The organism is Pandoraea morbifera (assembly GCF_902459575.1).
Classification (GTDB): domain Bacteria; phylum Pseudomonadota; class Gammaproteobacteria; order Burkholderiales; family Burkholderiaceae; genus Pandoraea; species Pandoraea morbifera.
In genome coordinates, this window is sequence record NZ_CABPSD010000009.1 from 173698 (window position 1) to 189824 (window position 16127).

Sequence of the window (16127 nt, forward strand, 5' to 3'; positions counted from 1 at the left end):
AAGCCGTTCCCGCCTGCTCTCGCGCCGTCCCGGCCGCGTGCGACGTGCGAGGGCGGAGTGTGCAGACGCCGCGGCTCATGCGTCGCACGGCCACATTCCTCGCCGCGAGCGCCGCGCTGTGGCTCGCCGGCTGTGCGGTGGGGCCGGACTATGTTCGCCCGGAGATCGACATGCCGGCGGCATTCAAGGAGACCGGCGACTGGAAGTTCGCGCAGCCCAACGACGCCGCGGCCAAGGGCGATTGGTGGGCGATCTACCAGGACCCGATACTCTCCGACCTGATGTCGCAGGTCGACGTCAACAACCAGAACATCAAGGTGGCCGAGGCGAACTACCGCCAGGCCCTGGCGGTGGCGTCGCAGGCACGCTCGGCGTTCTTCCCGACGATCGGCGCCGACGCCGGACTGACCCGCTCCAGTTCGCGGGTGAGCAACACGGCGGTCAGCGGCTCGGGCGCAGGCGGCATATCCAACAGTTATTCCCTGTCGGGCACGGCGAGCTGGGAGCCGGATATCTGGGGCAGCGTGCGTCGCTCGGTGGAGGCCGGCAATGCCAGTGCGCAGGCGAGCGCGGCCGATCTGGCCAACGCGCGGCTGTCAGCGCAGGCGCTGCTCGCGCAGAACTATTTCGATCTGCGCGTGACGGATGCGCAGAAAGCGCTGCTCGATCGTACCGTTGCCGCGTATGAGGAGACGCTCAGACTGACGCAGAATCAGTACGCGGTCGGCGTCGCACAGCGATCCGACGTCATTCAGGCGCAGTCGCAACTGCAGTCGGCGCAGGCGTCGGCGCTCGACATCGAAGTCACGCGTGCCCAGCTGGAGCACGCGATCGCGTTGCTCGTCGGCAAGGCGCCAGCGACGTTCTCGCTCGCCGCCGCGCCGCTGCGTGCGGCCCTGCCGCCGGTGCCGGTCAGTCTGCCGTCGCAATTGCTCGAGCGCCGGCCCGACATCGCAGCGGCGGAGCGCGCGGTGGCCGCGGCAAACGCGAAGATCGGCGTGGCCAAGGCGGCCTTCTTCCCGTCGCTCACGCTCTCGGCCACGGGCGGTTTCCAGAGCAGCAGCTTTGCCGACTGGCTCACGTTGCCGAGCCGGTTCTGGTCGGTCGGACCCGCGCTGGCCGCCACGCTCTTCGACGGCGGTCTGCGCCGGGCACAGACCGACGCTGCCATCGCGGCCTACGACGCACAGGTGGCGACCTACCGACAGACGGTGCTCACGGCGTTCCAGGCGGTCGAGGACAACCTTGCCGCGCTGAACTATCTCGGCCGCGAGGCCGCCGTGCAGACGCAGGCTGTGCAGTCGTCGCGCGAGGCGGCCCAGCTCATCCTCAATCAGTACAAGGCCGGCACCGTCGCGTTTCAGAACGTGCTGACGGCCCAGGCCACGGCCTATGCGACCGAGCGCACCTCGCTCACGATTCTCGGACGTCAGTTCACCGCGAACGTGTTGCTCGTGACGGCGCTGGGCGGCGGCTGGCATGGCCTGCCGACCGACAACGGGGGTGCGACCCGCGACGACGCCGCGCCCGAAGTGGCGAAAGCCTCGGGCGCCATCGCCGGGAAGTGACCCGGCGGCACCCGAGCCACTACGCATCCACCGATGCCTGGCCGTGGCCGAGCACTAATTTCGCCTCCGGTGTTTAAGTAATTTCCGAACTTCGCATTCGGAATGCGGTAAGCGCGCCCGGCGAAACCGCCGAACGCCGGTGACGCGAGTAGCACAGACTCGGGCACCGCGTGTCTGAGCTATTTCATCTCCGTGCGAGTCGCGTCAAGCAGTTAGACGGCAGTTACCGCTCTATCGGGCAGCACGTGGGCCTCGCGCGGGATGAGCACGCCGCGTGGCAGGGTCAGGCGGCCTGCGTGACTATGTGACGTTTCCCACCCGATCGGCACGACCGCTTTTTGCCAGAATGATCCCGCTTCGTGGCGACGGCAGACGCGGGGCACCCACCGTGCATGGTATGTGGCGCGCACGGCCACTACGGGGCTGCCAGATGACGAATAAGGAGGGGGACAGGGATGACGATCAATGTCGTGGTCGCGGATGACCATCCGATTGTGCGCTTTGGGATACGACGCCTGCTCGAAGAGCGCGAAATGATTCATCTGGTCGGCGAAGCGGCCAATTCGTCGGAACTGGTGACCTTGCTGGCCAGGGCGCCGTGCGACATTCTCGTGACCGATTTCTCGATGCCGGGCGGCCATTTCAAGGATGGTCTGTTTCTCATCGGTTACGTGCGCCGCTACTTTCCCAACATCAAGATCATCGTCGTGACGATGTTGGAGAATCTGGCGATACTGCGCGGCATGCTCAAGCTGGGCGTGCATTCGATTCTCTCGAAGCTTGATGAGCAAAGCTCGATCGCCGACATCGTGTGCGTCGTGGCGGACGGCAGCCGCTACATCCCGGCGGGACTGGCAACGCGACTGCACGACGCCGTGGCCGACGAGACCGAGATCGATGCGACGAAACTCTCGGGACGGGAAGTCGAAGTGGTGCGGTTGTTCGTCTCGGGGCTCACCATCAGCGAAATCGCATTCAAGCTCAGCCGCAGCGTCAAGACCGTCAGTTCCCAGAAGACCAACGCCATGCGCAAGCTCGGCCTCGACCGTGACGTTGATCTCTATCACTACGCCACGCGCTCGGGCATTGCCTGACGCCGCGGGCCATGCCCAGGCCCTCCCGCCGGGGGGGGCGACGCGTGACATGTGGCGGCTGCGCGTCACGCGGGCAGACGAATCCCTCGCATGTCCCGAAGAATCAGCTCACCGGCGCGCAGCATCTGCTTGAGTTGATGCACCACCTGCTTGATTTCCTGCACCTGCGCCTCGGACGCATTCGGTTGCTGTTCCTGCGCCACGACGAGCGCATCGAGACGCCGCGTGTAATCGCGCATGGCCTCGGTCGCGGCCTGCACGTCCGTCGGGACCGACGCCGCCGGCGCGGCCACCGCCTGCGACAGCAGATCGCTGATGGCCGAGACCACCTGCTCGAGCTCGCCGCTCTTGTCCGCCGCGATCCTGCGCGGCAGCACATCCGCCATGCCCGTGATGTACGACGCCATGACGTGGTTCTGCACCAGCAAATCGTTCAGTTCCCCGACGCAGACCTGCTTGGACTTCGGCTCGAGCATCATGCGCTTGAACGCCGCGCCGAAATTGCCGAATGCGATGTGCATGTCCTTGCGCGCCATGCGATAGGCCAGGTCGTCGCGTTTGCCGTCGCGCCCCGCGCTCGCTTCCAGGTAAGCTCGGGTGGACTGCACGGCCTGACGAATGAGCGGTCCCATCAGACGGTACTCCCAATACGGGAAAAGGTACGAGCACACCAGCGCGACCGCCGAGCCGATCAGCGTGTCGATGGCGCGCTCGCCGATGACCGACAGCGATCCCGGCAGCAGGAAGTGGAACAGCAACAACACGTACGACGACATGAAGACAACCGACAGGCCGTAGTTGAAGAGCGAGAGACTGTTGCCCATGACCATGCAGAAGAACATGAGCGCGAGCAGCACCCAGGACTTTTGCACGAACGAGAGAATGACCAGCACGCTCACGCAGCCCACGAGCGTGCCCGTCAGACGCTGGGCGTTCTTCTGCTTCGTCAGGCTGAAGCCCGGCTTCAGAATCACGATGATGGTGAGCAGCACCCAATAGCTGTGCGCCTGACCGGCGAGCACCGACCAGTTCTCGCAGATGATCAGGCCGGCCGTGATGGCAATCGTCACGCGCAGGGCATGACGAAAACTCGGCGACGAGAAAGTCAGGTTTTTCCAAAGCAGCTTCGGCGAAAAGCTCTGGCGCGAGGTAAAGCGCAGCAGTGCCTGATCGATCTGCACCTCGGTGGCCGTGCCGGCCGTGGAAAGATCCGTATTGCGATGCATGCGCTCCACAATGCGCGTGGCGCTCCACACACGACGGAAGGTGCTGGTGAGCGCCTGATAGGCCTCGGGCGAGCGCTGCGGCAACTGCTGCTTGCGCATCAACTCGATCTCGTACTCGATGGCCCGAAATTCGGCCCGCCAGCTGCGCTGCGCCCGCGAGGGCTCGTTCGTGGCGATGGCGTAGCCGATGGCATCCACCTCGTTCGCGATCTTGCGCACCATGTCGCGGAAGAACAGCAGTACGTCGTTGTCCGCGAATTCGCGGCGCAACATCGGGTAGTCGGTGTGCACCGAAACTACCGTCTCGTGCAGATCGACGATGTTGATGAACAGGTTGAACAGCATCGTGCGGCGCGGCTCGAGCGTGCCGGTACGCAGACGCGGCAGGTTGCGCAGAATGATCTCGCGCGCGGCCTGCTGCTTTTCCACGACATTGACCTGCGCGGCGATCAGGCGCCGGTAGCACTCGTCGATGTCGGTCGAGGTATCGTAAAAGGCTGCCTTGGCCGCCAGATATTCCGAGGTGACGAAGAAGCTCTCCGCGAGCGTCTGCTGTTCGATGCGAAACCACCAGATGCGGCATACGACCAGGCTGAAATAGGTGTACCAGAGCCCACCCGCGAGCACGGCGCCCGCGTCCAGCACGGCCTGATGGCGCGTGAGATCGGCCTCGACATTCAGGACCATCATCATCAGGCAGGCGAAGCTCACGAGCGAGGCGCGCATGCCATACACGACCAGCATCGAGAGGCCGAACGTCAGGATCAACGTGGTGATCCACAGTTGCCATGGCTGGGCGGCCGTGGCCATGCCGGTGATGAGGACGGTGAGGGCGCCGAGCAGCGTGCAACTGAGCAGCTCCGTGTGCTTGTGTCGCAGCGGCCCGTTGATGTCGACCACGCTCGCGCAGAGCGCTCCGGAGGCGACTTCGATACCGAGCAGGTGCTGGTCCATGCCCCAGAACAATACGAGAGCGGGCAGCACGACACCCACTGCCTGACGGGTGCCGCTGAAAAAGTAGTGGCTATAGAGGAACTTCTTGATATCGGTCTGGTAGTCCATGCGTCGGGTGCGAGGGTTCCGCAGCAAAGGCGGCCGCGCGACGGGGTACGGCGCGGCGCACAGAGAGTCTAGCCGAAGGCCCGCGCGCCGCGAAGAGGGGATACCGCCGGTTACACGCGTTGCGCCAACGTGCGCCAATGCGCGCATGCGCGGTGTAGTCGGCAGGCGTCACGCATGCAGGGGCGGAATTCAGGATCCGTCCGATGGGCTGTGCGGCAGGCCATTTGCTATGCTTGCGAACAGACCCGATCAGCCGCCACGCCCGCATGCTCCACCTATTCTTTTCCAACCGGTTCACCACGCTCGAAGCCGCGTTGCTGCGCGATCTCGCGCAGTCTCCCGGCCAGGGCGACGCCGCCGGGAATCCCTTCGACACGGAAACCATCGTCGTGCCGAGCGTGGCGGTGCGGCGCCGGCTCGAACTGGACTACGCGGACGTCTTCGGCGTGTGCGCGAACGTCCGGCTGACCTATCTCGCCCAGTGGCTCTGGGACATGGCGGGCAAGCTGCTCACGGTGCCGGAGAGTTCGCCGTTCGCGCCGGACCGGCTCGTCTGGCCGCTGTACCAGTGCCTGGCCCAGCCGTGGGTCAGGAACTCGCCGCGTTTGGCCGGCTATCTGGCAGGCGCCGACGACGTCATGCGCTTCGAACTGGCGGAGCGGCTGGCGCACATCTACGACCAGTATCTGACCTACCGGCCGAACTGGCTCGAGCGTTGGCAGGCCGGCGAGCCCATCGATGCGTGCGCATCGCCGGGCTGGGGCCAGGTGCAGCGTGACGACGAAGCTTGGCAGAGTGCGTTGTGGCGAAAGGTGCTGGCGCATCTGGACATCCGCGAGCGTCATCCCACGCTCCGGGCAATCGACCGGATCGAACAACTGACGCAGGAGACGGTGCCTCATGGCTGGCCGAGGCGCGTGTCGGTGTTCGCACTGTCGTCGATGCCGCCGTTGTCGATGGCCCTGCTCAAGGCGATGTCTCGCCTGATCGACGTCCATCTGTACGTCCTCAACCCGTGCGAGAGCTATTGGTTCGACATCGTCCCGCCGTCGCGCCTGTCGTATCTCACGCGTCGCGAGGGCGCGGCGCACCGGGAGGTGGGGCATCCCCTGCTCGCCGAGTGGGGCCGCCAGACGCAGTCCCACATCGACGCGCTGTATGCCGATCTCGCGCCACAAGCGATCGAAGACCGGGCGCTGTTTCAACCCAATCCTGCCCCGACGCTGCTCGCTGCCTTGCAGAACGGCATCCTCACGCTGGACGACGGTCGTCACGGCACCCCGCAGGGGGTCGGTGCCGATGGTTCGGTGCAGGTGCATGTGTGCCACAGTCTGGCGCGCCAGATCGAGGTGTTGCACGACCGGCTGCTCGCATGCTTCGACGAGATTCCCGATCTTCGGCCCGACGACGTGCTCGTCACCGTGCCCGATCTGGGGCGCGCGGCGCCGCTCATCGATGCCGTATTCGGGACGGCCACCCCTCGCATTCCCTATCTCGTGACGGGGCTGCCGCCCACCCGCACCAATCCGGTGGCCCGCGCCTTCGCGTCAATACTGGCGTTGCCGCAGCAGCGGGTCGCGGCATCGAGTCTCGTGGAACTGGCGCGCACGGAAGCCGTGGCGCAACGCTATGACCTGGGGGGCAATGTGCTCGACGCCATCCAGAACTGGCTGCACGCCGCCGGTGCCCGTCGCGGCTGGCGCGGCGACGCGCTGCTGCGCCTGGAGGCGCCGCGGCAGGCCGCCGTCGACGACGGGGCGGCGGCACCCGCGCTGGAGCGTCATACGCTGGGAGACGCCATGATGCGGCTGTTCCTCGGCTACGCGCTGCCGGATGACGCCCTGCCGGTCGACGACTGGTTGCCGGTCGGCGGCATCGAGGGCGGTCGCGCCGAGTTGCTTGGCCAACTGGCGCGCCTGATCGACGATCTCGATATGACGTCCGTTGCGCTGCAGACCGAGCGCACCGGGCTTGAGTGGCGCGATCAGTTGCTCGCGATGCTGGAGCAGTTCTTTTCCGACGAGCCGCGTTTTGCCGACGATGTGGCCGAGGTGCGCATGGCGATCGAACAGATCGGTTCGGCCATTGCCGACGGCGCACCGGAGGTTCGCGTGCCGGTCGAAGTGGTCGCCCGCGTGCTGGCCGACGCCCTCGACGATCCCACGCGCGGCGGCGTGCCCTCTGGGCGCGTGACGTTCGCCGCCATCCCGAGCCTGCGCCTCTTGCCCTACCGCGTGGTGTGCATGATCGGCATGGACGACGGCGTACTCCCGGGGCGCGTACGCGCCGACGAGTTCGACCTGATGCGCGTTTTGCCGCAGCGAGGCGATCGTCAACGACGCGACGACGAGCGCAACCTCTTCCTCGACCTGATGCTCAGCGCCCAGGATCGTTTTCTCATCACCTATACGGGGCGCAGCGTGCGCGACAACGCGCCGCTCCCGCCGTCCACCGCGGTCGACGAACTGCTCGATTTCATCGGGCAGCTGCTCGCGCCGGTAGCCGGGGGGTACACGCTCGAGGCGCAGCGCGAGGCGCGCGACGCCCTGATCGTGCTGCATCCGTTACAGCCGTTTTCCCCGGCATATTTCGACGGTCGCGATGCGTCCCTCTTCAGCTACGACGCGTCCAACGGCGAGGCCGCACAGGCATTGGCCGAGCCCCTGGCGTTGCCCGCAACAGACGCTCCCGAGGCGCCCTTCGTGCGAGAAGCACTGCCCGCCGTGGCACAGACCCATCTGACGCTCGACGACTTGCTCCGCTTCTGGCGGCATCCGGGCCGTGCGTGGGCAAGGGACAGGCTGGGACTGTCGCTTGGGGAGATGCTCACTGAAGTGGAGGACGACGAGCCGTTCGTGCTGGATTGGGCGGGCCGCGATGCGCTGGCGGCCCGGTTGCTGCCGCGACTGCTGCGCGACGATGCACGCGACGCCAGCCGTCCTGCCGACGCCATCGAACGAATTGCCAGCGTGAGTCACGAGTTGCCGGGCGGCGCGACCGGGGCGGTGTGGCGACGACGCGAGCTGGGCGGTTTGCGCGCGCTCGCGGCGAAGGTGCGCGAGGCCCAGGCTGAAGGGACGCAGGAGCTAATGGTGACGCTGCCGTTGACGCCCGCACTGCCGCCGTCGTGGAAGGCATCGACGCCGGCGGCATGGCACGGTGACGCGACCCTTTCGGCGCAGTGTTTGCTGCAAGGGCGGCTCGCACCGGTTTCGCGTTACGGCCTGGTGATGTATCGCTATGGCAGCATGCGTCCAAGCGATCTGCTCGCCGCGTGGCTTGCGCATCTTGCCTTGTGTGCGCATTTGCAGCAGGGCGCCCATGCCGGTTTGGAGGTGGCGCCAAGAACGTTGTGGTACGGCGAGGACGAGACATTCGCGCTTCGTCCCGTGGAAGACGCGGCGACGTTGCTCGCCCAATGGGTGGCGTTGTACCGGCTGGGGCAGACGCGCCCGCTACCGTTTTTTGCACGCAGCGCGTGGAAGCTGGCGAGCACCGGCAAGGCCGCCGAGGCCGAGAGCGCCTGGCAAGGTTCGGCGTTCGCGCGCGGTGATGCCGACGATCCCTACACACGGCTACTTTGGCGCGGCGTGGAGAATCCCTTGGCGACGCCTTTCGATTTGCTCGCGAATACCGTGTTCGGGCCGGTGGTTCAACATCTCGAAGTCGTGGAGGGCGCATGACGCAGCTCATCGACCTCGACGTGTTCGGATGCGATCTCGACGGCGTCTGCCTGATCGAGGCGTCGGCCGGCACCGGCAAGACGTGGAATATTTGCGCACTTTACGTTCGGCTGTTGCTCGAGAAGCAACTGACGGTCGAGCAGATTCTCGTCGTGACTTTCACCAATGCCGCGACCGCCGAACTGCGCGAGCGGATTCGCGCTCGCCTGGCCGGACTGGTGGCCGCCATGGCACCGGTGTTCGATGAGGCATTGAACGACTGGCATGACGAGGACGTGGATGAGGTGGAGCGGTTCGAAGATTTCGATCCCAATGCCAGCGACGACCCGTTGTTCAGCGTGATGATCGCCGGGCTGATCGAACGCGGCGAGATGACGCCGAAAGCGGTACGCGACTGTCTTCAGACGGCATTGCGCGGGTTCGATCAGGCGTCGATTCATACGATTCACGGATTCTGTCAGCGGGCGTTGGCGGAAGTCCCGTTCGCGGCCGGGCTGCCATTTGCCTACGAGTTGGTGCCGGACGACAACGGTGTGCGCCACGATCTGGCTGTGGAGTACTGGCGACGGGTTGTCGAGCCGCTCGCGTCGCAGGACGACGGCTTCGCGGCGTGGCTCGTCGATCGCAAACGGTCCCCGGGCACGCTCACCGACCAGTTGGCACGCCGTTTGAAGAAGCCGATGTCGGCGTTGCGTTGGCCGCCCGCAGTCGACGCGGCCCAGACATCGCCAGACAGCGCCTTGCTCGCGACCTACGGGGCCGCGCGCGAATGCTGGGAGGCGCAAGCCACCGTCATCGCCGATCTGATGCGCGCCGCGCTGCCGTCGTATAAAAAGAACATCTATCACGAAGGGTCGCTCGCCCAGGCAGTTGCCGCGTGGCGCCGGTACCTGTCGGCCGGCGACGTCGGCGCGCTGCTCGGGCAGAAGGCCGAACTGCTCACGAGCACACGTCTGGCCAGGGACATCAAGAAGGGAGAGGCGCCGCCCGAGCATCGGTTCTTCGACATGGCGGATGTGCTGGTTCGTGCGCGCGCCGACGCCGACGAACGCTACGCCATGCAATGGCTGCGAATCCTGCGCGACTGGCTGGCGCAGGCGCCCGAGCAACTGGCGCTTCGCAAGCGCGAGTTGCGTGTGGTGTCGTTCGACGACCTGCTCGGCAACATTGCGCGCGCACTCACGCAGCATCCGGCGTTGGCCGACGCCCTGAGAGAGCGCTATCCCTGCGCTCTGATCGACGAGTTTCAGGACACCGATCCCTTGCAGTTCGCGATCTTCAGCGCCATCTACGGACGCCGCACGTCAACCTCGCAGGCGCAGGGACGCGGGCCGATGTTCATGGTGGGCGATCCGAAGCAGGCCATCTACAGTTTCCGCGCGGCCGATCTGCACACCTATCTGTCCGCGCGCGAGAACGCCGACGCCGCATACACGCTGGCGGTCAATCAGCGTTCGACGCCGGCCATCATCGACGCCGGCAACCGTCTGTTCGGTGCCAACGACCGGGCGTTCGTGCTCGAAGGGCTCGAGTATCCGCCGGTGCGGCCGGGCGCGCGGCGTCGCCCTGCGCTCGCCGACGTGCGGGACGTCGCCGACTTCACGGTCTGGTGGCTGCCGGACGATGACGAGCCGCTGTCGAAGGACGATGCGTTGCAAGCCTGCGCGAAGGCCACCGCCGCCGAGGTGGCGCGCTTGCTGTCCGGTGCCTCGCGTGGCGACGTGCTCGTTGGAGAGCGTCCCCTCGCGCCGGGAGATATTGCCGTGATCGTCCAGACCCACCGTCAGGGGGCGCTGATGAAGGCGCGCCTTGCCGAACATGCCGTGGGCAGCGTGGAACTCACGCAGGACTCCGTATTCGCGAGCGACGAGGCGGAAACCCTGTTGCGGGTGCTGCGAGCGGTGGAGTCGCCGGGCGACGTTCGTGCGCTGCGCTCGGCGCTGGCGACAGAACTGTTCGGTCTCGATGCCACCGCGCTGTATCGCATGCAGACGAGCGAGGCGTCCGACGCCGAGGCCATCGCGTGGATCGAGCGACTTCAGCGATATCGGCAGCTATGGGCGGATCGGGGCTTCTCGGCGATGTGGCGTACGCTCATGCGCGAACTCGGGCTGGCGGCGCGTCTGGTGGCGCAGCCCGGCGGCGAGCGACGGCTGACCAATTTCATGCACCTGGCGGAGCTGGCGCAGGCGCGCTGGGCCGAGCAGCCGGGCATGCCGGCGTTGTTGCGCTGGCTGGCCTCGCAGCGCAATGCCGGCGGTGGCGAGGAAGCGCAATTGCGTCTCGAGTCAGACCAGAACCTGGTTCAGATCGTGACCGTGCACAAATCGAAAGGCCTGGAGTACGGCGTGGTGTTCTGCCCGTTCCTGTGGGACGGCGCGGTGCGCGACGGCGGTGGTCTCGACGGACTTGAGTATCACGACGGACCGACGGCAGTGATCGATTTCACCGACGCGGCGGGCAAGGGTTCGCCGGCCGCCGCCGCGCTGCGGCAGGAGCAATCGGCAGAGCAGGCGAGACTGCTTTACGTTGCGTTGACACGCGCGGTTTACCGTTGCTATCTGGCCGCCGGCATTTACTCGTCGCGGCGCAGCGTGAAGGAAGCTTGCGGCGGCATGCTCAACTGGCTCGCGGCCGGGCAGGGGATCGCGTTCGACGCGTGGATCGCGTCGACGATCGATACGGACGAACGGGTGCAGACCATCCGGGCAGCATGGAAATCCCTGGTCGGCGGCCCGCTCGATGTGGTGCCATTGCCGACCGGCGATGCGCTTGACGCGGGCACGCGTGTTGCGCATCAGGCGGCCCCCGAGCTCGCCACGCGCACCAGCTCACGTGCATTGCGTGAAGCGTGGCGCATCGGTAGCTTCTCGGGCCTGCTGGCCGGGATGCACACTGGGCCGCAACTGGGTGGCGGACAACTCAGCGCGCCTGAGCGTACGCGTCCCGACTACGACGCGCAGGCCAACGCGGGGCCGACGTTTGCCTTGCCGCCGGAAGGCGATGACGTTTGGCCGCCGTCCGACGACATTCTTCGCTTTCCGCGAGGTCCCGCGGCCGGCGAGAGCCTGCACCGGGTATTCGAACTGGCGGATTTCCAGTCGCGCGCGCAGTGGCCTCACGCCGTCTCGCGTGCATTGCGCGAGCGTCCGCCCGGCCGCGGCGCCGAAAGCAACGACACCTGGCGCGCCATGATGATGAACATGCTCGCCGACACGCTCGTCACGCCACTGAGGCCCGGCATGCAGCTCGCCGACGTGTCGCTGGCCGAGCGACTCACCGAAATGGAATTCACCTATCCGGCCGATGCCGTCTCGCTCGAAGCACTGCGAGGTTTGCTGCGACAGTTCGGCTATCCGGACCTGCCACTTGACGCCACGGTGCTGCGCGGCTATCTCAAAGGGTTCATCGACCTGGTGTTCCGTCACGGCGGACAGTGGTGGATTCTCGACTGGAAGTCGAACTACCTGGGCACCGCCCCGGAGAACTATGGTGCCGAGGGCTTGCGCGAGGCGATGGCCGAGCATGGCTACCATTTGCAATATCTGCTCTACACACTGGCGTTGCATCGCTACCTGCGGCGCCGTTTGCCCGATTACGACTACGACCGTGACATGGGCGGAAGCCTCTACCTCTTCGTTCGGGGCGTGAGGCCCGACTGGGCCACCGCCCATCTGGCCGGTGACGATGTCCCCGGCGTCTTCTTCGACAAGCCGTCGCTCGCGATGGTAAACGCGCTGGATCGGCTATTCGCCGCGGGAGACAACGCCGCGCTCGCCGAGGCGCTGGCGCTGGACGCGCGACCGGCCCCGCTGGCGGCCGATGGGGAGGGCGCATGAACGATCTGCGTCGCACCGCCGAGACGCCGCCGGGGGCGCAGGCCGACAGCGGCGTCGTGCGTCTCGCGCAGGGCTTCGCTCGCCGCATGGCCCTGCTTGCCAAAGGCAACGGCGCCGACGAGGTCATGTGCCGCTACGTCTGGCGCGCCTCGCTTGCCGTGAGCCTCGCGACTGCCGAAGGTCACGTGTGCGTGCCCCTGGGGGACCTGCTCGATACTCAGGCCAGCGGCGAATTGTTTCCTGGCGATGCCCCCGCGCTGGCCGTCTGGAGAGAAGCCCTGTTCGCCAGTGGTCTGTGCGCCCGGGCTAGCCTGGCGCATGCCTTGACGAACGCTGCGCCAACAATCGCGTCGACCGGCGCGTCGACGACCGATGCGCCGGCCGGGGCGTTCCCTCTGTTGCTCGACGAGCGTGATCGTCTCTATCTGGCACGCTATTACGGCTACGAAGCGCGCCTGGCGGCAGCGCTCGGACGCAAGCTCTCGTCCGGGCAGGGCGCGACCGTCACGCCCGAGGACCGTGCGCGCTTGCGGCGATACTTCGGCGAGGGGATGCTGACGGGGGCGGATGGACAACCGGAGCCGAACTGGCAGATGGCGGCCGCCGCGCTTGCGCTCCAACGCTCGTTGGTGGTGCTCAGCGGTGGTCCTGGCACAGGCAAGACCACGACCGTGGTCGGTCTGCTCGCCTGTCTGCTCGAACGCGATGCCGACCTTCGCGTTGCGCTGGCGGCGCCGACGGGCAAGGCCGCGCAACGCATGCAGGAGGCGCTCACCGCGCGCCAGGACCTGCCCGAGACCGTACGTCAGGCGCTGCCCGAGGCGGCACTCACCCTGCACCGTCTGCTCGGCGTGCTCCCCGAGTCCGCGGATCAGGTCGGACGTCGCTTCCGGCATCATGCGGGCAATCCGCTGCCCTACGATCTGATCGTGGTGGACGAGGCATCGATGATCGACTTGTCGATGGCGACGCAACTGCTGGAAGCCGTGCCGGAGGACGCTCGCCTGATTCTTCTGGGTGACAAGGACCAGTTGGCCGCCGTGGAGGCGGGGGCGGTCTTCGGTGAACTGAGTGCGCGGCGTGCATTTTCGCCGCAGATGCGTTCGCGTCTGCTCGACGCGCTGGGGTGGCCACAGGATCGTCCACCGCTTACGGGCCCGTTGGCCAGGCCTCGTGCGCACGGTCAAGGCGGTGGCGACGCCACTGCCGATGATGCCAAAGCGGCGAGCACGCAGAGCGCACGCGGGCTTGAAGATGCGGTGGTCTGGCTCGAGCGGACCTATCGTTTCGGCGCCCACTCGGCCATTGGTCGACTGGCTAGCGCCATCAAGGCAGGCAAGGTCATCGAGGCGCGCAAGGAGTTTGTCGCGCCGGACACCGTTCAGGTGGCGGAAATGACGGAAATGGCGGGAGCGGACAGGGTGACGCTGACCGAGGATGGCGGCGTCCAGTTGTCGCCAATGAGTCTCCACGCGCTCGCCGACGGCTATTCGGCCTACCTCGAGGCGTTGACGCAGGCCTTCGAGACGATCGATCGGCTCGGCGACCCTGCGGCGGCGAGTGCGGCCGACATCGCCATGGTCGCGCAACCGGTTTTCGCCGCCTTCGGACAATTCCGGGTGCTGTGCGCCACGCGCGGCGCACGCCGCGGCGTGGAGTTCCTTGGCGCGCAACTGACGGCCGTGCTGGCGCGACGCGCGGGGGTTGCCCTCGGGGCAGGGGGCGGGGCATGGTTTGCGGGGCGTCCGGTATTGGTCACACAGAACGAGTACGCGTTGAACCTGTTCAACGGCGACATCGGCATAGCCCTGCCGCTCGGTCCGTCCCATACGCTGCGTGTGGCGTTCGCCACGCCGGACGGCGGCTACCGACTTTACTCGCCGGCAAGCCTGCCCGCGCACGAGACCGCGTTCGCGATGACGATTCACAAGTCGCAAGGCTCGGAGTTCGATCGCGTCGCGATCGTACTGCCCGAGCAGGCGAGCCGTGTGCTCTCGCGGGAATTGATCTATACGGGCGTGACGCGTGCCCGCCGGCAAGCCGCGCTTTATGCGCCGTGGCCGGTCATCGCATCTGCCATTGCGCGGCCGACGCAGCGCGACGGTGGCCTGACCGACCGCTTGCGCGAGGTGGTGGCTACGATGCCGGCTTCGCCGCCGCCATCGCGGCTTCCGTGACGGCGCCCAGGCGCGTGACGAGTAACTGGTCGATTTTGTAGTTGTCGATGTCGACCACTTCGAATTTGTAGCCGGCGGCCTCCGTTGCTTCCGATTTCTTCGGAATGCGCTTGAGTTGATAGATCATGAAGCCGGCGATGGTCTCGAACTCACCTTCGCCCGGCAATTCGTCAATGCCAAGCGCCTTCTTGACGTCTTCGACCGACGTTACGCCGTCGACGAGCCAGGAGTACTCGTCGCGCTGCACGATCTGGTCCTCGTCGGCGGGGTGGACAACGTCGCCCATGAGGGCACCGACAATGTCGTTGAGTGTCACGACACCGACGACGAGGCCGTATTCGTTGATGATGACGGCGAACCCCTCGCGGGTTTCCTTGAAGCGCGCAAGTGCCTCGGACAGGTTCAACGTGTCCGGAATCACCAGCAGCTTCTTGGCATAAAGGCGATCCAGATTGCGGATGACGCTCGACAGGTCTTCGCTGGCAATGCGCTGGAGCAGATCCTTCGAGTCGACGTAACCGAGCACGTTGTCGATTTCATCGCGGCAGACGAGATACTTCGAATGCGGGCTTTCGGTGATTTTCTGACGAATGCTGCGCTCGTCCTCGGCGATGGTGAAGTACACCACGTCGTCGCGGAATGTCATCACCGATCCGACCGTGCGCGACTCGAGCTCGAAGACGTTTTCGATCAGATGCAACTCCTGCTTGCGCAGCACGCCGGCCTGTGCCCCGGCCCCCACCATCGCCGCGATGTCCTCGGACGTGATGTTCTCGATGGCGTGCGTCGGCAGCTTGAAGATGCGCAGGAACAGGTTCGCGACGCCGTTGAAGACGAACACCAGCGGGCGCAGAATCTTCAGGCAAAGCAGCATCGGATCGATGATGGCCGTGGCGACGCGCTCGGGATTGACCATTGCAAGACGCTTCGGGATCAGGTCCGCGAACTGAATGAAGGCGATGGTGATGAACAGGAACGAGCCGATGCCGGAGAGCCGCAAGGCCAGCGCCTGATCCACGAACGGGGAAATCCAGGCAAACAGATAGCCGGTGAGGAAGCTCTCGCCGAGGACGCCGCCGAGCACGGCCACGGCGTTCACGCCGATTTGCACGACCGTGAAGAAATTGCCGGGTTGCTCCTTGAGCGCAAGCACCTTCACCGCTTGCTGGTCGCCTTTTTCCATGAGCACCTGAAGTTTGGTGCGCTTGGCGGCGGTCAGCGAGATCTCTGCGGCGGAAAAGAAGGCGCTTGCCAGCACCAACAGAAAGATACTGAAAAGAAAGCCGTAACCACTCATATTGTTTTCCCTGAACGTGCGATGGCGGTACCTGGCCGCGACGCAGGCCGGACCGGTTCGCACGGGGGAGGGTCCGGTGGCAGGGAGACATTTCAAAACAAGGCCCGTGGGGGCCGTCATTTTGAGATGCCTTCGGGCTGGGCGCGCACTGTGCGCCCGGGGTCGGTCCTGCCGTCTGGCG

7 protein-coding genes are annotated in these 16127 nt (G+C 66.1%); 5 read left to right on the plus strand and 2 right to left on the minus strand.

Annotated features, from left to right (window positions below):
- The first annotated feature begins 77 nt into the window (after positions 1-77).
- Together PMO31116_RS16070 and PMO31116_RS16075 are read left to right on the plus strand one after the other, a co-directional pair.
- The gene (locus tag PMO31116_RS16070) at positions 78-1568 is read left to right on the plus strand and encodes an efflux transporter outer membrane subunit (RefSeq protein WP_150567605.1); all 1491 of its coding nucleotides are present in this window, start codon (positions 78-80) and stop codon (positions 1566-1568) included.
- A 455-nt stretch (positions 1569-2023) separates the two neighbouring features.
- Positions 2024-2662: a response regulator gene (locus tag PMO31116_RS16075; RefSeq protein WP_150567606.1), complete on the plus strand. Its 639-nt coding sequence runs from the start codon at positions 2024-2026 to the stop codon at positions 2660-2662.
- A 65-nt stretch (positions 2663-2727) separates the two neighbouring features.
- On the opposite strand, the gene PMO31116_RS16080 is transcribed toward PMO31116_RS16075, so the two are convergent.
- Positions 2728-4950: an FUSC family protein gene (locus PMO31116_RS16080; protein ID WP_150567607.1), complete on the minus strand. Its 2223-nt coding sequence runs from the start codon at positions 4948-4950 to the stop codon at positions 2728-2730.
- A 266-nt stretch (positions 4951-5216) separates the two neighbouring features.
- On the opposite strand from PMO31116_RS16080, the gene recC reads away from it, so the two are divergent.
- From recC to recD, 3 genes are read left to right on the plus strand one after another with little or no spacing between them, the layout of a single operon-like run.
- The gene (gene recC, locus PMO31116_RS16085; RefSeq protein WP_150567608.1) at positions 5217-8633 is read left to right on the plus strand and encodes an exodeoxyribonuclease V subunit gamma; all 3417 of its coding nucleotides are present in this window, start codon (positions 5217-5219) and stop codon (positions 8631-8633) included.
- Positions 8630-12472: an exodeoxyribonuclease V subunit beta gene (recB, locus tag PMO31116_RS16090; protein ID WP_150567609.1), complete on the plus strand. Its 3843-nt coding sequence runs from the start codon at positions 8630-8632 to the stop codon at positions 12470-12472. Before recC ends, recB begins: the two co-directional genes overlap by 4 nt.
- A complete protein-coding gene (gene recD / locus PMO31116_RS16095; RefSeq protein WP_150567610.1) occupies positions 12469-14649 on the plus strand; it encodes an exodeoxyribonuclease V subunit alpha in 2181 nt (726 codons plus the stop codon). The genes recB and recD overlap by 4 nt, the downstream gene beginning before the upstream one ends.
- On the opposite strand, the gene paeA is transcribed toward recD, so the two are convergent.
- Entirely contained in the window at positions 14609-15946 is a 1338-nt protein-coding gene (gene paeA / locus PMO31116_RS16100; protein WP_150567611.1) for a polyamine export protein PaeA, read from the minus strand. The genes recD and paeA overlap by 41 nt on opposite strands.
- Positions 15947-16127: the final 181 nt, after the last annotated feature.